Origin of the sequence: Actinoalloteichus sp. GBA129-24 (genome assembly GCF_001941645.1) — a bacterium.
GTDB lineage: Bacteria > Actinomycetota > Actinomycetes > Mycobacteriales > Pseudonocardiaceae > Actinoalloteichus_A > Actinoalloteichus_A fjordicus.
The window spans coordinates 2,968,547-2,988,009 of record NZ_CP016077.1; the positions used below are offsets into that span (position 1 = coordinate 2,968,547).

The 19,463-nt window shown below is 70.3% G+C and carries 17 protein-coding genes; 7 read left to right on the top strand and 10 right to left on the bottom strand.

The window, feature by feature from the left end; genetic code table 11:
• Positions 1–391: 391 nt before the first annotated feature.
• A complete protein-coding gene (locus tag UA75_RS13245) occupies positions 392–1,099 on the bottom strand; it encodes a TetR/AcrR family transcriptional regulator (protein WP_083683174.1) in 708 nt (235 codons plus the stop codon).
• A 141-nt stretch (positions 1,100–1,240) separates the two neighbouring features.
• On the opposite strand from UA75_RS13245, the gene UA75_RS13250 reads away from it, so the two are divergent.
• Both UA75_RS13250 and UA75_RS13255 read left to right on the top strand, forming a co-directional pair.
• Positions 1,241–1,798 carry a YceI family protein gene (locus tag UA75_RS13250; protein WP_075740502.1) on the top strand — a complete coding sequence of 186 codons (558 nt, stop codon included), beginning with the start codon at positions 1,241–1,243 and terminating at the stop codon, positions 1,796–1,798.
• A gap of 905 nt (positions 1,799–2,703) precedes the next feature.
• Entirely contained in the window at positions 2,704–2,928 is a 225-nt protein-coding gene (locus UA75_RS13255; protein WP_157434159.1) for a hypothetical protein, read from the top strand.
• 412 nt (positions 2,929–3,340) lie between these two features.
• On the opposite strand, the gene UA75_RS13260 is transcribed toward UA75_RS13255, so the two are convergent.
• Positions 3,341–4,384 (bottom strand): methyltransferase, encoded by a 1,044-nt coding sequence (locus UA75_RS13260; protein WP_075740504.1) that lies wholly within the window; start codon positions 4,382–4,384, stop codon positions 3,341–3,343.
• Positions 4,385–4,572: 188 nt separating this feature from the next.
• Here UA75_RS13260 and UA75_RS13265 point away from each other — a divergent pair, with 188 nt between their 5' ends.
• Positions 4,573–6,099 carry a serine/threonine-protein kinase gene (locus UA75_RS13265; RefSeq protein WP_075740505.1) on the top strand — a complete coding sequence of 509 codons (1,527 nt, stop codon included), beginning with the start codon at positions 4,573–4,575 and terminating at the stop codon, positions 6,097–6,099.
• A 249-nt stretch (positions 6,100–6,348) separates the two neighbouring features.
• Positions 6,349–6,567 (top strand): hypothetical protein, encoded by a 219-nt coding sequence (locus UA75_RS13270; protein WP_075740506.1) that lies wholly within the window; start codon positions 6,349–6,351, stop codon positions 6,565–6,567.
• Between the two features lie 176 nt (positions 6,568–6,743).
• On the opposite strand, the gene UA75_RS13275 is transcribed toward UA75_RS13270, so the two are convergent.
• The 6 genes from UA75_RS13275 to UA75_RS13300 all read right to left on the bottom strand — a co-directional run bounded on the left by UA75_RS13275 (position 6,744) and on the right by UA75_RS13300 (position 14,841).
• The gene (locus UA75_RS13275) at positions 6,744–8,429 is read right to left on the bottom strand and encodes a BCCT family transporter (protein ID WP_075740507.1); all 1,686 of its coding nucleotides are present in this window, start codon (positions 8,427–8,429) and stop codon (positions 6,744–6,746) included.
• A gap of 840 nt (positions 8,430–9,269) precedes the next feature.
• A complete protein-coding gene (ligD, locus tag UA75_RS13280) occupies positions 9,270–10,184 on the bottom strand; it encodes a non-homologous end-joining DNA ligase (protein ID WP_075740508.1) in 915 nt (304 codons plus the stop codon).
• Between the two features lie 128 nt (positions 10,185–10,312).
• Entirely contained in the window at positions 10,313–10,903 is a 591-nt protein-coding gene (locus tag UA75_RS13285; RefSeq protein ID WP_075743767.1) for a DNA polymerase ligase N-terminal domain-containing protein, read from the bottom strand.
• Between the two features lie 136 nt (positions 10,904–11,039).
• Positions 11,040–11,456 (bottom strand): CBS domain-containing protein, encoded by a 417-nt coding sequence (locus tag UA75_RS13290; RefSeq protein ID WP_075743768.1) that lies wholly within the window; start codon positions 11,454–11,456, stop codon positions 11,040–11,042.
• Between the two features lie 101 nt (positions 11,457–11,557).
• Positions 11,558–13,723 carry a catalase gene (locus tag UA75_RS13295; protein ID WP_075740509.1) on the bottom strand — a complete coding sequence of 722 codons (2,166 nt, stop codon included), beginning with the start codon at positions 13,721–13,723 and terminating at the stop codon, positions 11,558–11,560.
• Positions 13,724–14,040: 317 nt separating this feature from the next.
• On the bottom strand, positions 14,041–14,841 hold the full coding sequence (locus tag UA75_RS13300; RefSeq protein WP_232237743.1) for an SAM-dependent methyltransferase: 801 nt from the start codon (positions 14,839–14,841) through the stop codon (positions 14,041–14,043).
• A 158-nt stretch (positions 14,842–14,999) separates the two neighbouring features.
• On the opposite strand from UA75_RS13300, the gene UA75_RS13305 reads away from it, so the two are divergent.
• The gene (locus UA75_RS13305) at positions 15,000–15,533 is read left to right on the top strand and encodes an adenine phosphoribosyltransferase (RefSeq protein ID WP_083690687.1); all 534 of its coding nucleotides are present in this window, start codon (positions 15,000–15,002) and stop codon (positions 15,531–15,533) included.
• Positions 15,534–15,682: 149 nt separating this feature from the next.
• Here UA75_RS13305 and UA75_RS13310 read toward each other — a convergent pair whose 3' ends face one another.
• Positions 15,683–16,120, bottom strand: coding sequence for an SRPBCC family protein (locus tag UA75_RS13310; protein WP_075740510.1), 438 nt, complete (start codon positions 16,118–16,120; stop codon positions 15,683–15,685).
• A gap of 94 nt (positions 16,121–16,214) precedes the next feature.
• Entirely contained in the window at positions 16,215–17,264 is a 1,050-nt protein-coding gene (locus UA75_RS13315) for a bile acid:sodium symporter family protein (RefSeq protein WP_083683177.1), read from the bottom strand.
• On the opposite strand from UA75_RS13315, the gene UA75_RS32815 reads away from it, so the two are divergent.
• Together UA75_RS32815 and UA75_RS13325 are read left to right on the top strand one after the other, a co-directional pair.
• Positions 17,263–17,553: a hypothetical protein gene (locus UA75_RS32815; RefSeq protein WP_157434160.1), complete on the top strand. Its 291-nt coding sequence runs from the start codon at positions 17,263–17,265 to the stop codon at positions 17,551–17,553. The two genes, UA75_RS13315 and UA75_RS32815, sit on opposite strands and share 2 nt — an antisense overlap.
• Entirely contained in the window at positions 17,550–19,406 is a 1,857-nt protein-coding gene (locus UA75_RS13325) for an ABC-ATPase domain-containing protein (RefSeq protein WP_075740512.1), read from the top strand. The genes UA75_RS32815 and UA75_RS13325 overlap by 4 nt, the downstream gene beginning before the upstream one ends.
• The last annotated feature ends 57 nt before the right edge of the window (positions 19,407–19,463 follow it).

A 19,463-nucleotide genomic window follows, 5' to 3' on the forward strand; every position in this document is an offset into this window, starting at 1 on the left:
CGTGCCGCCGATGGAGGGCACCGCGCGTCGGGCGCCTGCACGTCCGATTCCCCGGAGCCGACCGGTGCGGGCCTCGCCGAGGATGCTCACCGCTCGGCGGGGCCTGATGGTCGAGGACGTCGCGTACTCGGGACGTCGCGGCTCGGACCGTCGCGCACTCGGGACAGGGAACGGCCCCGACGCCAGGGGGAGGAGCGCCGGGGCCGCAGGGGGTACTTCTGATTCATCGGGTCCGATCACGCCCGGCCGGCTCCGCCGATCAGGTGGACATCAGCGGGGATCAGGTCCGGACGAACGGCCCGTCGGAGTCTGCCCGGCGCTCGGCTCCCCGAGGCGGCGCGGCTCCCGGCCGTCGTGATCGGGGCTCGACCGTCTCGCCTGCCCGACGGTGTCACCGCAGCTCGGGCAGACCGGGCTTGCGGCCGGTCCTCGGCGCCTGGAACGCCGACATCAGGCGCTCCGACACCTGCGGACACGGCAGCGGCGGGCCGTCCCCGACGGGAAGCGCGGCCAGCATGAGCGCCAGGGTGCGTCGCCAGGCATCCGGCGCCGTGCCGCCCGTGGCCTGCACCACGCCCGCATTGGCCAGCAGCAGCAGCACGACATCGGCGGCCACCAGATCGGCGCGCAGCGAGCCCTCCCGCTGCGCGCGTTCCAGCAGCGCCTGCTGCGCCTCGTGCAGCTGCCTGCGTACTCGGGCCATCGTGGGGCAGTCCGGCAGTGTCACGGTGAGGACGTCGGTCAGGCTGCGATCGGCGGCCTGCAACTCGCACATCCGAGTCAGATAGCCCACGAAGCCGCTCCAGCCGTCCGGAGCCGTCAGGCCCTCTTCCGCCGCTGCCAGATACTCGTGTGTCTTGGCGAGGAACACCGCCTCCACCAGATCGACACGGGTCTCGAAGCGCCGGTACAACGTCCCGACGCCGACCTCGGCCCGCCGGGCGATCTCCTCCATCGGCACGTCCATGCCCTGATCGGCGAACGCCTCCCGGGCGGCGGCGATGATGCGTCTGCGATTGCGCTCCGCATCCCGCCTCGGCCGTCGCCCGGCAGGCGGCAGGCCGGGGCAGGCCTGGTCGTCCGCCGTCCCGAAGGTCATGGTCGCCCAGCCTACGTAATCGGACGGGATTCCTCCTCTTTCCTTGCCACCGAAACGCCGACCGCCTAGGTTGGCGGCGAACGGAAGAATCTCGTCCGTTTGCCTCGTTCCGGTCGTTCGCTCTCTTCTCGAGGAGTCCGCATGTCCAGCCTCACCTCGTCCATCCCCGGCTACGTCGTCGGCACCTGGACGATCGACCAGGCGCATTCCGAGATCGGCTTCTCGGTTCGCCACATGATGATCAGCAAGGTGCGCGGTAGGTTCACCGAGTTCTCCGGCGAGTTCGTGACGGCGGAGAATCCCGTCGACTCCTCGGTCACCGCCGAGATCGTGTTGAACTCCATCCACACCGGCAACGAAGGGCGGGACAACCACATCCGCTCCGCCGACTTCTTCGAGGTCGAGAAGCATCCGACCATGACCTACCGCTCGACGTCGATCCGGCTCGACGGCGAGGACCCGGTGATCGAGGGCGAGCTGACGCTCAAGGACGTGACCAGGTCGGTCCCGCTGACCGTCGAGCTCGGCGGCTTCGGCCCGGACAACTACGGCGGCACCAGGGTCGGGCTCACCGCGAAGGCCGAGATCAACCGGGGCGACTTCGGCATCACCTTCAACCAGCCGTTGGAGACCGGCGGCGTGGTGATCGGCGAGAAGATCACCATTCAGCTGGAGATCGAGGCCGTCCTGAACACCTGATCTCTGCGCACCGAGGGCACATCGGCCGGTTCTCGCCGCGGGATCGGTGTCTGGGGGTCGTCCGCCGGCCGTGTGCTCTCGCCATCGCCATCGGTCGCCCGCTTCGTCGACGTTGGGGGCCTCGATCCCGCCGGAGTCCCCGCCGCAGAGCGACGCCGCGTCCTGCCTGCCCTCGAGCGGCAGACTGCGCATCGTCGGACGTCGGTCGACCGGCTGCCCTGGGTACCCAGCGCTTGGCCCGTCCGGACGAGCACACGACTTCGTTCGCCTTCGTCCTGTCCAGTCCGTGGCTTCGCCTCGATTCGGGCTGCCGCCGGACGGCGCAGGCAGCCGGGCTCCGCGCGCCCTGCACCGATTCGGGCCCGCCACGTCCGGGGAGCCTCGCAAGATCGTCATGCGAAACCCGACCGACGACGCGATGATGCGGACCATGTCGACTCCACAGGCTTCGCGAGGCGCCCCGAGACCCCGTCGCGGGACCGTCCACCGGCGTCCGAACGCTCCGTCGGCGTCGGCGTCGCGAGTCCGTTGGAGCCCGCGCCGTCGCATCGTCGCGGGCTCGTCGGGGCCGACGAGTACTCCATCCGGCTCAACATCGGGTAGCACGTCCGGGTGCAACCCGACCACGCGGCCGGAATGCGTACCAAGCTGAGGGTCGGCCCTCGGCCGCTTCCCCTGGAGGTGATCATATGGACGTCGGTGGACCGTCGTCGCAGCATGGCTCGGCTGATCTCGACTTAGTCCGGCGCGGTAGTCGTCGCCGAATCGACGCCGTTGTGAGTGCGGTGGACAGATCACCGCCGGTTTCCGACCGGCCCGTGTCGTCCTCCGCCGTGGGGATTCCCTCGGTCGTACCCGCGAATCCGTCGGTCGCACCGAGGTTCGCCCGTCATTCCGGAGTCCTCATGTACGCCTGGTTCGTGCGTTCCGTCCGCGCTGGAGACACCCATCTTGCCGAGGAGGACTGGGACGGCTACAACCCCGTCGTGCCGGTCTGTGAGTCCACAGTCGCCTTCTCGCCGCTCAATCGGGAGCCCATCGAGGTCTGCTACTTCGACGAGCAGCGTTGTCTCCGCTGCCTCGAGCTGACCCGCCCCCGTCCCAAGACACGACTGGCCTCGGTGCGATGAGCACCGGGAGACGCCGGTCCACCGGACCGCCGGGCAGGGGGACGACATGCCCGTCGGCGGGCAGGTCGACCGCAGGCGGGCCCGGCGGCCGCCCGAGGATCAGGGCGCCCGATCTTCTGCGGAGCAGCCCCTTCGTGACGTCGACGGAACCGGTTCGCCACGCCGGCGGAGGACGTCCGTCCAGACCGCGTCGTCGCCTCCCGACGGAGTACGCCCGAGGCGACGAGCACAGTGCGACCGGTTCGGTCCGGCGCCTGGCGCGACATGCGGGCCGCCGCATCCCGGAGCGCCCGCGCGTCCGACCGGTTCGCCACCGGTCCGGCTGACCGGTCCCGCCTCGAGAACCTCGGCGCCCGTGTCCCGACCGTCGCGCGGCGGCGTACGGGGCACTCGTCGCCGGAGCCCGGTCCGTTCAGCGCGGCAGGGCCGTCACCACGTGTGAGTCGAGTTCGGTCGACAGGGTGACGGTCCCGCCGAGCCGAAGGCCTGCCTGGTCGAACAGTCGCTCGTACTCGCCGACAGTGCGCTCTCGACCGGTGGTCATCACCAGCATCTCCATGTCACCGAAGGCGGTCATGAGATTCGCATCGCCGGTCGGCTGATCCCAGTCCGGCACCAGCGCCGTGATCACCAGCACCCGGCCGGTCGGCTGCATCGCCGTCCGGCAGTTGCGCAGGATGCGGACACAGGACTCGTCATCCCAGTCGTGCAGGATGTTCTTCAGCAGATAGACGTCCCGCCCGGCGGGAAGGGTCGCGAAGAAGTCACCGGCCTCGGTGTCGGCCCGGTCGGCCACGCCTGCCTTGCGCAGCATCTCGGCAGCACGTTCCAGTGCGGCCTCGGTGTCGAATACCGTGCCGTGCAGGCTCGGTCCGGCAGCCAGGATCGCCGCAAGCAGGGTGCCGTCCCCGCCGCCGACGTCGACCAGCCGCTCCCCCTGCGTGAACGAGATTCCTCGGACGGCGTCCGGGAGCTGGATCTCCGAGATCGTGCTCATCGCGCGGTGGAACCGGGCCGCCAACGCGGGGTCGGTGCCGAGGTGATCGAAGAACCCGGTGCCGAACACGGCGTCGAATCCCGGCCTGCCGGTGCGGATCGACGCCTCCAGCGAGCCCCAGGCCTGCCACCAGGCGGGGTCGCCGTACAACTCGGCCATCGGATGGAGCGAGTGCGGGGCCTGGCTGCGGAACAGCCTGCCGAGGGGGCTCAACTCCACCAAGTCGTCGCCGGTCGTGACCACGACGCCGAGTTGTCCGAGTGCCCGCAACAGTCGGCGCAGCGCATCGTGGTCGGTGCCCGTCTCGGCTGCGAGGTCCGCTACCGTCTTCGACGTCTCGCCGATCAGATCGGGGATGCCCAGACGCACGGCGGTCCCGAGCATCTGGGAGAACGCGAAGCCGAAGATCAATGACGTCGCCTGTCGGGCGGCGTCGAGTTCTGATTCGTGCTCGGGCATCTCCGCTCCTGACTGGGGTTCTCGATCGTCCTCGTCGAGCCTAGGCGTGTGGTCGGTGTGGCGGGCTCCTGCCGAGAAGGGAAACCGGATGAGCCGAGCGTGAGTCTCAGTAGCATGACCCGGCGTCCACCCTAGTGGGGAGCACGATGCCGAACGAGTGAACTGCACTGCCAAGAAGGAGACTGAGGGTGACCGATCAGGACGCCTCCATCCGTTCAGAGCGCCGCATCGCGGGTCGTTATGTGCTCGTGGAGGAGATCGGACGTGGCGGTATGGGAGTCGTCTGGCGTGCCGAGGACGCCGTGATCGGTCGGAACGTCGCCGTCAAGGAACTGCGGCTGCCGGACGGGGTGCCCCAGCAGGAACGGGGCGTCCTGGAGGAGCGCGTGCTGCGTGAGGCGCGCTCGGCGGGCAGGCTCAACGATCCGTCCGTGGTGACCGTCTTCGACGTCGTGTCGGAGGGCGCCGCCACCTACATCGTCATGGAACTGGTCGAGGCGCCGACGCTCGCCGACGTGGTGCAGGCGCACGGGCCGCTGCCCGCAGGCCAGGTGGTCGAACTCGGACGCCAACTGCTGCACGCCCTCCAGACCGCCCATACCGCGGGCATCGTGCATCGGGACGTGAAGCCGAGCAACATCATGGTGCTGCCCAACGGCAGGGCGAAGCTCACCGACTTCGGCATCGCGCAGGCGGCGGACGATCCGCGCCTGACCACCACCGGGCTGCTGGTCGGCTCGGCGACCTACATGGCGCCGGAACGGATCAGCGAGAACGCCGCCACCGCCTCCTCCGACCTGTGGGCGTTGGGCGCCACGCTCTTCCACGCGGTCGAGGGTCGGGCTCCGTTCGACCGACCCACCACGGCCGCCACCCTGCACGCGATCTTGAACGACGTGCCCTACCTGACCCGGTGTCAGGGGCCGCTGGCCTCGGTGATCATGGGTCTGCTGATCACCGCCCCGCACGCCAGACTCACCTCGGCACAGGCAGGCGGGCTGCTGGACGCCACGGCGTCGCGCCCCGAGCTGTCCGGCCCGGCCATGGCGGGCACCCAGCAGGTCACGAGTCCGATGGGGCCCTCTGCTCCGATGGGATACGGCCCTGGTGCCAGCGGCGGACATCCGATGCCGGGTGCTCTCGTCCGGTCGAAGGGACTGCGGTGGCCTCTCCTCACCATGCTCCTCGTCGGGTTGCTCGCGAGCTTCGGCGGGGGCTTCGTCACTCATCTGGTCACCTCGGCGGACCAGGTCCAGGACGTTCCCGAGCACCTGGGCGGCACCGTCGCCTACGGTCCGGGCGGCGAGCTGACGGGCTTCTCCCTCGGGATCGAGGAGTGCGCCAGCGGTGCCCTGTCGGGGCGGGGTTTCAGCCGGGAGTCCGCCGTGCCCTGCGAGGAGGACCACGACTTCGAGGTCGTCCGGCGGAACAGGCCGTTCGATCTGGACACCGGGACCGCCTATCCGGGGCAGGAGGAGCTGACCAGGTACATGACGGGCCTCTGCCAGCTGCACTTCTCGTCGGACCGGATCGAGCTGCCGGAGGATGAGGCGGACGCCCTGACCTTCACGGTCATCGTGCCCACTGCGGCGGAGTGGTCGACGAACACCGAGGACATCACCGGCCTGGACGACACGAATCTCAGCTACTGCGTCCTGCACCGGGCCGACGGCGCCACGATCAGGGGCTCGATGATCAACACGCCGGAGGACTGAGTCCTGCGGGCAGGGCTGCGGCAGGCCCACTCCTGGGGACGGAACTCGAAGCGCAGGCCTGCGCCGCGGAGGCCGCTTCCGGTGCAGGCGCCTCGGGCCTGACGCCCGGCTGACCAGCCGGGGCCGCCGAGGTGCTGCTCGGCAGGAGCTGCACTGCGGTGTCGCCGTTCGTCGGGCACCTGCCGACCCGTGGTCTCGGGGGCATGATGGATCGCATCCGAGGAGACCACGGCGACGAGTGGAGGAACCGTGACCGGCATCGAGCCCAGTCAGCCAGCGGGAACCGAGGCCGATCTCGCCGAGCAGGAGCGCGAGGTCGCCGAACGCGACGTCGGGAGCGGCGTCGAGGCGGGGGAGGACCTGCCTCCGGACGCGGGTGCGGAGCTGCCGCCCGAGGCGACGGAGGCGGATGTCGTTGATCAGCGCGAAGAGGTGCTCGACGACGAGGAGGACACCGAACACGGCTGAGAGCGCTCATCGCGGCCGGTCCGGCCGCACCCGGCATCCCGGTGACCGACCGGCGGTGGACGCCGCTGCCCTGCGCTCGGCGGGAGGCGGGGATCAGCCCCCAATGGCGAGGCGCGAGTGCGGCCCTGGACTCGGGCCGCACTCGCGCCTGGTGACGCGGTGGGGATCGACGCAGACTAGTCGTCGCGCGACTTCGTCGTTGTGGTCACCGTCACGGCTTCGACCTTGGCTCCGCCTGCCGTCGTGGCCTTCGCGACGGCCTCCTCTTCGGGCGTGGTGATCAGCCCGTCCTCGATGAGGGACCGCGAGACGTGCACGGTCAGCTCCTCGGCTCGACGCCTGCGCTGGATGCGCAGCGCCTCCTTGCGCTCGGCGCTGAACTCCTTCCACAGCGCGACGGCCATCGCGATCATCACCACGCTGAACGGCAGCGCGATGAGGATCGCCACGGTCTGCAAGGCAGCCAAGGCCTGTTCACCGCCGACGACCAGCAGAGCGATGGCGACGAGACCCTCGGTGATGCTCCAGAAGATCCGGCTCCAGGTCGGCGGCTCCGGGTCGCCGCCGGAGGACAGCATGTCCACCACCAGTGAGCCGGAGTCCGACGAGGTGACGAAGAACATGATGATCAGCACGATGGTGACGACGCTGGCTATTCCGCCTAGTGGCAGCCCGTCGAGCAGGGCGAACAGTGATCCCTCTGTGTCCACTGATCCGTCGGCGCCGACGAGGCCGCCGCCCTGGTTGAGCTCCCGGTACAGGGCGGTGCCGCCGAGCACGGTGAACCAGAGGAAGGTGAAGACGGTGGGCACCAGCAGCACGCCTGCGACGAACTCCCGCACCGTGCGGCCGCGCGAGATCCTGGCGATGAACACGCCGACGAACGGCGCCCAGGAGATCCACCAGCCCCAGTAGAAGATCGTCCAGCCCGCCTGCCAGGCCTGCCCCTCCATGCCCTGCATCGCGGTGACGTCGAAGCTCAGGCTGACGAAGTTCTGCAGGTAGGAACCGGTGGCCTGGACGAACTCACGCAGCAGGAAGAGCGTCGGTCCGAAGGCCAGCACGTACAGCAGCAGGGCGCCCGCGATGCCGACGTTGATGTTGGACAGCCACTTGATGCCCTTCTTCACGCCGGAGACCACCGACAGCGTGGCCAGCGCGGTGATCCCGATGATCAGCAGGATCTGGGTGGTCGTGCCGGGGTCGTCGACCAGGTTGATGTAGTCCAGACCGGCGGCGACCTGCAACACGCCGAAACCGAGGGAGGTTGCGACGCCGAAGAGGGTGCCGACGATGGCGATGACGTCGACCGCGTCGCCGATCTTGCCCTTGACCCGGTCACCCAGCAGCGGCTCCAACGCCCAGCGGATCGACACCGGGCGGCCGCGGCGATGGACGGAGTAGGCGATGGCCAGACCGACGACCACGTAGATCGCCCAGGGCTGGAGACCCCAGTGCAGGAACGTCTGCACCAGCGCGCCCTCGGCGAGCTGGGTCGGGTCTGCCGCCGTGTCCGTCCCCGGCTTGGGGCTGGCGAAGTGACCCAGCGGCTCGGCGACGCCAAAGAAGACCAGGCCGATGCCCATGCCTGCGGCGAAGAGCATCCCCAGCCAGGGCAGGAAGCGGAATTCGGCCTTCTCGTCGTCCTTGCCGAGCTTGATGTCGCCGAAGTGGCTGACGCCGACCCAGATGGAGAACACCACGAACGCCGCGACCAGCACGACGTAGTACCAGCCGAAGACGCCGATCACGTTCTCCTGGATCGCGCCGAGCACGTCCTGCGCGGTTCCGGGGAAGATCATGGCGAACAGAACGAAGGCCACCATGATCCCGGCGGCTGGCCAGAAGACTCTGGGCGCCATCGAACTCTTCTTCTTGGGGACCTTGGTCGTGTCGTCGACGGCCGGGGGTGGTGATTTCGGTGCTGACGCGGGCACGAGTCGTGCGCCTCCCAGATTCAGTAGTTCGGACGGTTGACGGCAAACTGCCTCACGCAGCGTAGTGGCTGCCCTCAGCCGGTCTGAAGTCGGTGTGAAAGACCGGCGACGATCATCCCTGACATCGACGAGCGACAGGTGGCGAATCGGAGAAGATCTCTCGGCACGCCGACGACCCCGGCGGGTGGGTCGACCCACTGCCGCCGGTGGGCGGAATTCCGCTTCTAGGTGGCGTATTCCCAGCTCATCGGCTTGCCGAGTGGTCGGATCGGGTCGATTCGCCGCCCGAGTCCGCGAATCGTTCACGTCCGGAAGCCGGCCACGGATCGTTTTCTGATCGCAATATGACGGCCCTCAGAATTCACCTCCGGCACGCCGGACGGAGCCCAGGATTCCGGCCGCCCTTGCCGACGCGTCCACGGCAGGGAAGCTTGAACGGTCGAGTGTCCCCGAGCATGGTCACTTTGAGTGTCGGGTGGGGTCTGCTCCCGCCGTGGTCCGGCGGCGGCGAACGAGGCCGTCGCTGCGGTCTCCCTGCGAGCCGGGCATGCGGCCCCGGGACCGGGCCTGCGGGCCGGGCGGCGGGTCCCCACGGATCCTCTTGCCCTGGCTCGGGCGGGGGCGTGGACCGGGGCGGGGCGCAGCAGGGAACCGCGTGTCGAGCCGCGACGATCGAGAGCGCCGGCTCGGCTCGGCTCCGCGGGCGAGGGTCGGCGTCGGGCCGAGTGCCTGCGAACCGCCGCCGACGAGTGTGCGGGGCCCGCGTCAGCTCAGCCGGGCATGGAGCCGTGCCGCGGAGACCGCATGTCGATCCATCTCGGCCCAGGGGTCGCCCTTGGACGCCAGCCGACGAGCCACGTTGCCGAGGTGATAGGCGTCCGGACGTGCCCTGGCCAGCTCGCGCGGCTGGATCGGCGTCGCCACCGGGGCGCCGGGCCGGGCCCGCGTCGAGTACGGTGCGATCACCGTCTGTGCGTGGCCGTTGCGGTTGACGTCGAGCAGCACCCGCCCGTTCCGGCGGTCCCGCCGCTGCTCGACAGTGAATCGCCGGTCCTCCTCGGCCAGCCTGCGAGCCATCTCGCGTGCTGAGGCGAGGACCTCGTCGACGGGGCAGTCCGGCACCAGCGGGGCCACCACGTGGAAGCCCTTGCCGCCGGTGGTCTGCACGTACGGGGTCAGCCCGACCTCCTCGAAGCGCTCGCTGACGCGCCGGACCAACGGCCGAAGCTCGCGCGGGTCATGGCCGGGCGGCGGGTCCAGGTCCACCACGAACCGGTCCGGGTAGCCGGGTCGATCGGCCGGGCACAGCCGGATGTGCAGTTCCAGGCTCGCGAGGTTGGCCAGGTACACCAGCGTCGACTCGTCCTCGCAGACGACGTGGCGCACCGACCCGGACTGGTGTCGATGGGGGACCGACACGGTGTGCACCCACGAGGGCAGCCGTCCGCCCGAGTCCTTCTGAAAGAAGCCGGCCGACTCGACGCCCTCGGGATAGCGGCGCAGGGTGAGCAGCCGGTTGCGCAGGTGCGGGAGCAGGGTGGCGGCGACCGCACGGTAGTAGTCGACGACCTGGGCCTTGGTGATCTCGGCTCGATCGTCCGTCGCCGGGTAGAGGACCTTCGTCGGATTCGACAGCGTGAGCACCCTGCCGTCGATCTCGACGCGCTCTCGACCGCTCATGTCGGTGCTCCTCCATGGTCACGGGACGGGACGGGTGCTGCGGCGGCCCGGCCGGGCCGGACGGCCGCGGGCTGCGCGGCCGGATGGCGGGGGCGTCGTTCGTGCGATCTGACCGCCTCCTCCGCCGGTCAGGAGCCCTCGGCGAGGTCATGGTTGGTTCGTCCGGTCAACACCGACTCGGGACTGTTCTCGGCGGGATGCGCCTGGCGATCCACGCCCGCCCCGCGTGCCTTCACCAGCAGCCACGACTCCTGGCGGCCGCCGGTCGGCGTCCTGGTCAGGGCGAACGGGCCGGTGAGCCTGCTGCCGTGCAGCCAGAAGGTCAGATGCCCCCTGTCCAGGGCGTCCTCGACGGCGACGGGCTCTTTCCTCCGGTCGTGGGAGTGGTTGTCGTAGGTTCCGGTGTCCCAGACCACGACGGTCCCCGCGCCGTACTCGCCGCGAGGGATCACGCCCTCGAACCGCGCATAGTCCATCGGGTGGTCCTCGGTGCGCACGGCCAGCCGCTTCTCCCCGGGGTCGAGCGACGGACCGCGAGGCACGGCCCAGGAGACCAGGACGCCGTTGATCTCCAGCCGCAGGTCGAAGTGCAGCCTGCGAGCGTCATGACGTTGGATCACGAAGATCGGACGTTCACCGGGTTCGCCGCCGCTGGGCTCACCGGAGACGGAGGTGTCGCGTCGGCCCGCGTAGGTCTCGAGTCGCTCGTCGTTCGACATGGCTGCACTCCGTTCCCTGATACCTCGGTCCCTGACCTCGTCGTCTCCCTCGCCCTCGTCCCGTCGCACTCGGCTGTCCAGTCGGCCGCGCGAGGCGGGTCACGCCCGGCCTGCACCCTGATCCGCAGGACGCGGATCAGGGGATGGACAGCGCCTCGATCAGCAGTTGGACGTCGCCGTCGGGCATCGCCTCGCCTGCGGCGGCCAGCGACACGATGCCGATCAGTCGAGGGCCGTCCAGCACCGGCAGCCGCCGCAGCCGGTGGTCGATCATGATGTTGATCAATCCCTCGGCCGAGTCGTCCGGCAGGATGCTGATCGGCTCGTCGCCACGCACCTCGCCGACGGTCGTCGTCTCGTGGTCGAGTCCGCCGAGGAGCACGCGCAGCATGATGTCCCGCTGGCTGAGCATGGCGAGCAGGCTGCCGTCGGAGTCGCAGACCGGCATCGACTCGACATCGAGCTCCTGGAGCCTGCCCACGGCGGAGCGGAGTGTCTCGTCGACCTGGAGGAACGCCGGATCGGGGGTCATGATGTGTCGTGCGGCCGTCATCGAGGTCTCCTCCATCCTGCGCGAGGGCGGTCGGGCCGGTGCTGGCTTACTACCTCGATTCAGCTACTGCCAAACCACGCACCCCTCTGACCAGCGATGACTCACGCCGGAATCCCGGTGGTGTCCCGAGTCCACACCCGGTGCGCCGCCACGGAGCCCGCGAAGGCGGTGAGGAAGCGCGCGGATGCCTGGTCGTGCGCGGTTCCGCTGGTCAGGATGCCCTGGTCAGACACCAGATCCTCGCCGGGCTGGGCGAGTCGGAGGCCGGTCAGCGGCGCCGCGTGCAGCAGCTCCACGCCCGCGCCCAGGGCGCCCACCGTCTTGGCGTGTCGCACGGCCTCGGCGACGAAGTGCACGGCGCCCCCGTCGGCACACAGCGTGTCGACCGACTCCGCTCCGTCAGCGACCAGCACGGCGTCGTAGAGCACCGAGGCGGTCGTGGGCAGCGCCCGATCCGCAGTCACCTCGGAGCCCTCGTCCGTTCCCTCCGTCGAGCGCAGGGCTCCTGCTCGGGGCGCGACGACCTCGACGACCAGACCCATCTCGGTCAGCGCGGAGGTCAGCGAGCGCAGCAGCGGGCCCCGCACGCCGTCGGCGGCCAGCACGGCGACCGTCCGACCCCGGACGACGTCGTGGACGGTGTTCTCCTGACTCAGCGCGGGGGAGACGTCGGAGTGCGTCCTGGGCGCGGGCCCCGACGGCGCCGCGACGCCGATGCCCGGTGCGACGCGCTCGGCCAGCTCGCGGGAGATCCGATCCAGCTGCTCGACGACGCGTTCGCGGACCTGCTGATCGGTGACCTTGCCCAACTCGAAGCGGAAGGCCGCCACGATGTGCTCGCGTTCCCAGCCGGACATGCTGTTCCAGAAGAGGGTCGCCTGGCTGTGGTGATCGGCGAAGCTCCCGCTGCGGGCCCGGATCTTATGCCCCTCGACCTTCTCCTGATAGTGCCGGAATCCGCCCTCGGCCGTGCTGGAGACCATCGGATACCCGGAGTCGAGGCTGTTCTTGTGGTACGGGGCCCGGCCGAGGTGGATGTTCTGCTGTCCGTGGCCGTCGCGCAGGTTGTCGTGCACCGGGGCGATCGGCCGGTTCACCGGGAGCTGGCTGAAGTTCGGCCCGCCCAGCCGGATGAGCTGAGTGTCCAGGTAGGAGAAGTTGCGTGCCTGGAGCAGCGGGTCGTTGGTGAAGTCGATGCCGGGGACGAGGTTGGCGGTGTGGAAGGCGATCTGCTCGGTCTCGGCGAAGAAGTTGTCGGGATTGCGGTCCAGGACCAGTCTGCCCGCAGGCAGGACCGGGACGATCTCCTCCGGGATCAGCTTCGTCGCGTCCAGCAGGTCGAAGTCGAAGGCGAACTCGTCGGACTCCGGCACCAGCTGCACGCCGAGCTCCCACTCCGGGTGGTCTCCGGACTCGACGGCGTTCCAGAGGTCCCGACGATGGAAGTCCGGATCGTTGCCCGCGACTCGCTGATACTCCTCCCAGATCATCGAGTGCGTGCCCAGCTTCGGCGTCCAGTGGAACTTGACGAAGGTGCCGACACCGGCGGCGTCGACCAGCCGGAAGGTGTGGACGCCGAAGCCCTGCATCATCCGGTAGCTGCGGGGCAGCGCCCGATCCGACATCAGCCACATCACGACGTGCAGCGACTCGGGCTGCAGGCCCACGAAGTCCCAGAACGTGTCGTGAGCGGACTGAGCCTGCGGGATCTCATTGTGCGGCTCCGGTTTCACAGCGTGCACGAAGTCGGGGAACTTGATGCCGTCCTGGATGAAGAACACCGGCATGTTGTTGCCGACCAGGTCGTAGTTGCCCTGCCGGGTGTAGAACCGGGTCGCGAACCCTCGGACGTCGCGCACCGTGTCGGCGGACCCCCGCGAGCCCGCGACGGTGGAGAAGCGGACGAACACCGGGGTGCGGATCGAGGGATCACGCAGGAACTCGGCCACCGTGTGGTCGGCCAGCGAATCGTCGTACGGCTGGAAGAACCCGTAGGCGCCCGCGCCCCGGGCGTGCACCACGCGTTCCGGGATGCGCTCGTGGTCGAAGTGGGTGATCTTCTCCCTGGCATGGAAGTCCTCCAGCAGGGTGGGTCCGCGTTCGCCGACGGTCAGGGAGTCGTCGGTGTGCTCGACTCGGACGCCCTGACTGGTGGTCAGTCTCGCCTCGGCGGGGTCGACCCGCGCCGAGGCGAGGTCGGCGTCCTTCTCGTCCCCGCCGCGCGCGGGATCGACGGGATGTCCTGCCGAGTCTGGCGAGACCGCCATGCCGTCCTCCTGATCTTCGATGCCTGGTTGTCGGCGTCGAATACCCGGAGGCAGGCCCGCCTAACTCGTGGCGGCCACGCGGTGTGCGGATCTCGAGCGGATCACGAGTGTCGACGGTGCCGAGGGCTCCCGGGTTTCGAGGCGGACGCCGGTTCCGAGGAGGACGCTGTGGGCTGCCGGATCGCTCGGCTGCCGGGGATTCGGCCAGGGGGCCGGCCGAGCGTCGCGTGACCCGAGGCTCGACGACTCGTGATCGCTGGGCGCTCCGGCCGTCCGGACCACGGCAGCCCCGTCCTGACGGGCCTGCTCGGCGAGGATCAGCGTCGGCCCACGGCCGCGTACGCGCCCGACTGCTCGGGCAGCGCTTCCACCGGCTCCTGATCCGGCCGCCAGGCGGCGGTGAACACCACGCCGGGCGACATGATCTCGAAGCCCGCCAGCATGGCGGTGATCTCGTCGCGGCCACGCATGGTGGCCGGGTTGGCGCTCTCCTTGTACTGCTCGGCCAGCGCGGCGACCTCCGGGACCCCGTCGGTCGTGCCGTGGGAGAGCACGAGCATGCTGCCCGGCGCCATGACGTCCCGATAGGCCGCGACGAGCCCGGCCGGGTCGTCGGAGTCGGGGACGAAGTGCAGCAGGGCCACCATCAGGACGGCCACCGGCTGCTCGAAGTCCAGCAGCTTCCGGACCTCGGGATCGGCGAGCAGGACACGCGGATCGCGGACGTCGGCCAGGATCGCGGTGGTGAGCGGGTCGTCCTGGAGGAGCTGACGGCTGTGGGCGATCGCGACCGGCTCGTTGTCCGCGTACACGACCCGAGTGCCAGGGTCGATCTTCCGCGCCACCTCGTGGACGTTGCCGACGGTCGGTATGCCGGAGCCGATGTCCAGGAACTGGCGAATGCCCTGATCGAGGCAGAACTGCACGGACCGGCGCAGGAAGGAGCGATTGAGCATGGCCACCATGCGTGCGCCGGGGAACCGGGCCAGCGCGCGGTCGGCGAACTCGCGGTCCACCTGGAAGTTGGTGCTGCCGCCGAGGACGTAGTCGTAGATCCGCGCAGCGCTGGGCCGCTTGACGTCGACAGCCTCGGGAAGACTGCTCTGCTTGTCCGTCACGATGACCTCCACTGCGCCGAATTCGTCGCTCTCGGTGTCGGAGCGACTCGAACGGGTGAGTGACATTACATTGTTCGGGTGAGTGCTTTGCTGGCCGATCCGACATCTCGTGGTCGGGTGTCGACCGAGATCGTTTTCGCCTGAGGTAGGTTCGCCGGGTGTTGGCCGACCGCATTGCCGCAAGCCTGGTGTCGATCCCGGACTTCCCCACACCGGGCGTGCTCTTTCGCGACCTGGCCGGGATCTACGCCGATCCGGAGCTGTTCGACGCGGCGGTGACGGAACTGTCGCGGCGGTTCGCCGAGCGGTTCGACGCGGTCCTGGCGATCGAGGCGCGCGGCTTCGTCCTGGGCGCCGCCCTGGCGCGGCAGACCGCGCGACCGCTCATCCTGGCGAGGAAGCCCGGCAGACTCCCCGGCGAGGTGCTGGAGGAGAGCTACTCGCTGGAGTACGGCATCAATACCCTGCAGATCGGCCGACAGGCCGTCTTCCCCGGTACGCGGGTGCTCATCGTCGACGACCTCCTGGCGACCGGCGGCACCTTCGCGGCCGCCGCCCGACTGGTGACGGCGGCAGGCGGGACCGTGGCCGGGATGGCGACGCTGGTGAGCCTGGCGGGCCTCGGTGCCGACCGGACGCTGGCGGGGCATGAGGTCGCCTCGCTGTGTGGCGTGCCCGCCGCAGGCTTCTGACGCGCCGTCGCGGGCGGGCGCGGCCTCGGCGAAGGGTTGCCTGCGGCGAGCCGCCGCCTGGGGGCGCGATCAGCGATCGGCACGACGGGCGCCCGCCGCCTCGTGGACTCGTCTCGACCCTGTCGAGGCGGCGTGGAACCGCCGGTCGATCAGATCAAGACGATCTGCTCCATGCGCCGGAGGGTCGCCTGCATCGCCCGGAGGTTACGACGCGGGATGCCCGCCAGCTCGTAGGCCTTCGGCCACTTGACCCCAGACCAGTCGAAAGTCTCCACGACCTCGGTGCGCTCCTCGTCCAGGGCTCGGAACTCCCAGCGCCACACGTGCAGGCCCATGTGACGCCAGCCGATCACCTTGCCCTCCTCGAACTCCACCACCTTGTTCAGGATCTTGTATGACATGCCGAGGCGCATCGACATGCCGAACTTCGTGCCGAGTTCGAGTCGCTCAGGCGTGCCGTCCTGTGCTGCTCTGACGGTGCCCGACCCGTCGATCAGCGCGTGCTTCGACGGGTCCGCCACGATGTTGAACAGGCGATCGGCGGGCGCGGAGATGGTGCGGGTCGCGCTGATCTGACGGTCTTCCATCGTGCCTCCAGAGTTGACGTCTCACTGCTTGATACCCGAACTCTGCGCGGTGCGAGTGGTGTCGATCACCACAGCGGTCGGGTGGCGATCATCCTCAGTGCTCGGCGGGCCCGTCGTCGCCTGCGGGACGGGTGTCGACACCGGAGTCGGGCGATCCGCTCTTCGAGCCGCCCTCACCGGAAGACGCCGTGTCCACCGTCTCACGCGGTGCGCCCTTGCGTGCCCAGTACGTCGCGATCAACGCGCCGGAGATGTTGTGCCACACCGAGAAGAGCGCGGCGGGCAGAGCGGCCAGCGGCGTGAAGTGGACCGTGGCCAGGCTCGCCGCGAGCCCCGAGTTCTGCATCCCGATCTCGACGCTCACCGCGCGCCGCGCGGACTCGGTGAACCCGGCGAGCCGCGCCGCCAGATAGCCCAGGGCCAGGCCCGCCGAGTTGTGCAGCACCACGGCGAGCACGAGGAGCAGCCCGCTGCCGAGCACGGCCGAGGAGTTCGCGCCGACCACCGCGGCCACCACGAGGACGATTCCGGTCACCGACACCAGCGGCAGCAGCGGCAGCAGCCGTTCGACGAACCGGCCGGCGAGCGCCCGCAGCAGCAGCCCTGCCACCACCGGTACCAGCACGACCTGCACGATCGACAGCAGCAGGCCGCCCGCGTCCACCGGCAGCGCCGAGCCCGCCAGCCACAGGACCAGCAGCGGCGTGAACAGCGGTGACAGCAGGGTGGAGACCGAGGTCATCGTCACCGACAAGGCGACGTCGCCCTTGGCGAGGTAGACGATGACGTTGGAGGCGGTGCCGCCGGGTGCGGCGCCCACCAGGACCATTCCGACCATCAGCTCCGGGGGCAGGCCGAGCAGCGTGCCGATGAGCCACGCCGTGAGCGGCATGATGACGAACTGCGCGATGACGCCGATGATCACGGCGTAGGGCCGTTTGGCGACGAGGGCGAAGTCCCGGCCGCGCAGGGTGAGCCCCATCCCGAACATGATCACGCCGAGCAGCAGCGGGACCCACGGGGCGAGCGTCGCGGCCGGACCGGGGATGAGGAGGCCGACGATCGCGCCGAGCAGCACCAGCAGTGCGAACCAGCGGCCCACCGCTGCGGCGAGGCGGGCGATCGGCGAAGTGCCGTCGGTCATGGCTCCTCCAGTCGAGCAGGGCGTGTCGTCCTGGCAGGCCGGGCGACCAACCGGCCTGGGCACGCCGGGGAAGGCTACCCCGACGTCGCGCCTGCTCAGCCGAGCCGTGGTCCGCGCCGCGCACCCTGTGGCGGGCGATCCGGGCGAGGGGCACGAGCGGCGGCCGGGACAGGCGTTCCCGGCGGGTCTCCACGCCTGTGCCCTGCCGCTGCGGCTCCCCGCCCGGCCCGGCTCGGCCTCGGCCCAGGCCGGGCGGCCCGTCGTGGTCGTGATAGGCAGTCCGATGTGACCCGACAGTACGGCCGCCCCAGCGGCAGGACGTCCGCAGGCAACCGAGGACGGCCGCGCTCGCGCGGCGCGGGCGGCGGCGATGCGAGCGCACTGGCCGCGCTGCTCGACCGGCTCGACGGCAGCGGCTACCCGGCCTATCACGACCTGCACGGGGACTGGAACTTCCCGCACTTCACCCTGAGCTTCCGGCGGGTCCAGGCCGATCCGTACGCACCGCCGAGCCGAGTGGAGGTGCGCGTCTCGGCGGAGGCGGCAGGTCTGCCCGCCGAACTCTGGCGTACCCCGGCGGCGGCGCGGGCCACGAGCTCTCATCTGCTGCGCCGATTCGCCTCGGCGCTGGGCGGCTCGGCGCAGGCGGGCTCGCCGTCGGAGGCGGCGTTCCCGGGACGTGGGCGGTCGCAGCACGCGGGACTCGAGGGCGCCGGGTCTCGGCGGTCGACGCGGCGCACCGGCCCCTTCGCCGTGGACGCGGGCGGACCCGAGATCCTCGACCGCAGCGCCGGACGCATCGTCGACGGCGAGTTGACGCTGCGCATGGCCCTGGCGCTGCCTGCCCACGGCCGCCGCATCGACGGAGTCACCGCCCGCCGAGCCCTGATCGAGACCCTGCCCGCCGCCGTCGACGCGGTGCGCGGTGCGCGGGCCGACCTGGCGACGGCCCGCCGCTTCGTCGCCTCGGTGGAGGACTCCGTCGCCCTCCGGGAGCTGCTTCCCGACCTCGGGCTCGTCGCCTTCGTCGCCGACGGCGCGATCCTGCCGCGACGCTCGGGGGTGGACGACGAGCCCATGCCGGGAGCGCTGCCGTTTCGTGCCCCCGAGTCGATGACCGTCCGGGTCCGGCTGCCGCATCGGGGCGAGGTGACCGGCCTCGGTGTCCCCGAGGGAGTCACCGTGGTCGTCGGCGGCGGTTATCACGGCAAGTCCACCCTGCTGCGTGCGCTGGAACGCGGTGTCTACGACCATGCGCCCGGCGACGGTCGGGAACTCGTCGTCACGAGGGCGGACGCGGTGAAGATCCGGGCCGAGGACGGCCGCGCGGTGACTCGGGTCGATGTCAGCTCCTTCCTCTCGCACCTGCCGCAGGGCACCGCCACGGACGACTTCAGCACGGCCGACGCCTCCGGCTCCACGTCGCAGGCCGCGTCGATCGTGGAGGCGCTGGAGGCAGGCTCGCGGGCGCTGTTGATCGACGAGGACACCGCCGCGACCAACATCATGATCCGCGATGCCAGGATGCGTGCCCTGGTGGCGGCCGAGCACGAGCCGCTCACCCCCTTCGTGGACGTCGTCCGGTCGCTGTCGAGCGAGCACCGGGTCTCCACCGTCGTCGTCACCGGCGGCGCTGGGGACTACCTGGCCGTCGCCGACCGGGTGATCATGATGGAGTCCTATCAGCCGCACGAGGTCACCGAGCGGGCTCGGCTGCTCGGCGGGGAGCGGACGGCGGCGGAGGATCGTCGGTTTCCGCCGGTCCGGGCCAGGATCGTGCGGGCCGACTCGGTCGTCGCCGCGACCGGGACCGGGCGACGCCGCGTCCGGGCCAGGGGCCGAGACGCCGTGCTGCTGGGCGAGGAGGAGATCGACGTGCGCGCCGTCGAGCAGCTGGTGGATCAGGCGCAGCTCGTCGGTGTCGGCCTGGCCATGGCGGCGTTGACGACCGGCGGACGCCTCGACGGCGACCGCCCGATGCGCGCCGCGCTGGACATCCTCGCTGCCGAGATCGCCGATCGCGGGTTCCCGGTGTTGGCGGACGACTTCGCCGGTGATCTGGCCGTGCCGAGGATGCTGGAGGTCGCTGCCGCGCTCAACCGGCTGCGCACCCTCCGCGTCGCGGGCTTCGTCGCAGACTGACCCGATCGGCCCCGCCGCCGACCGCAGCGGCCTCGGCGAGGCAGGACCCCGCGCTCC

Excerpts from the sequence above, each read along its gene's own strand:
- UA75_RS13245 (WP_083683174.1), bottom strand. The coding sequence starts at position 1,099 with ATGACCTTCGGGACGGCGGACGACCAGGCCTGCCCCGGCCTGCCGCCT.
- UA75_RS13250 (WP_075740502.1), top strand. The coding sequence starts at position 1,241 with ATGTCCAGCCTCACCTCGTCCATCCCCGGCTACGTCGTCGGCACCTGG.
- UA75_RS13255 (WP_157434159.1), top strand. The coding sequence starts at position 2,704 with ATGTACGCCTGGTTCGTGCGTTCCGTCCGCGCTGGAGACACCCATCTT.
- UA75_RS13260 (WP_075740504.1), bottom strand. The coding sequence starts at position 4,384 with ATGCCCGAGCACGAATCAGAACTCGACGCCGCCCGACAGGCGACGTCA.
- UA75_RS13275 (WP_075740507.1), bottom strand. The coding sequence starts at position 8,429 with ATGGCGCCCAGAGTCTTCTGGCCAGCCGCCGGGATCATGGTGGCCTTC.
- ligD (WP_075740508.1), bottom strand. The coding sequence starts at position 10,184 with ATGAGCGGTCGAGAGCGCGTCGAGATCGACGGCAGGGTGCTCACGCTG.
- UA75_RS13285 (WP_075743767.1), bottom strand. The coding sequence starts at position 10,903 with ATGTCGAACGACGAGCGACTCGAGACCTACGCGGGCCGACGCGACACC.
- UA75_RS13290 (WP_075743768.1), bottom strand. The coding sequence starts at position 11,456 with ATGACGGCCGCACGACACATCATGACCCCCGATCCGGCGTTCCTCCAG.
- UA75_RS13295 (WP_075740509.1), bottom strand. The coding sequence starts at position 13,723 with ATGGCGGTCTCGCCAGACTCGGCAGGACATCCCGTCGATCCCGCGCGC.
- UA75_RS13310 (WP_075740510.1), bottom strand. The coding sequence starts at position 16,120 with ATGGAAGACCGTCAGATCAGCGCGACCCGCACCATCTCCGCGCCCGCC.
- UA75_RS32815 (WP_157434160.1), top strand. The coding sequence starts at position 17,263 with ATGGCTCCTCCAGTCGAGCAGGGCGTGTCGTCCTGGCAGGCCGGGCGA.
- UA75_RS13315 (WP_083683177.1), bottom strand. The coding sequence starts at position 17,264 with ATGACCGACGGCACTTCGCCGATCGCCCGCCTCGCCGCAGCGGTGGGC.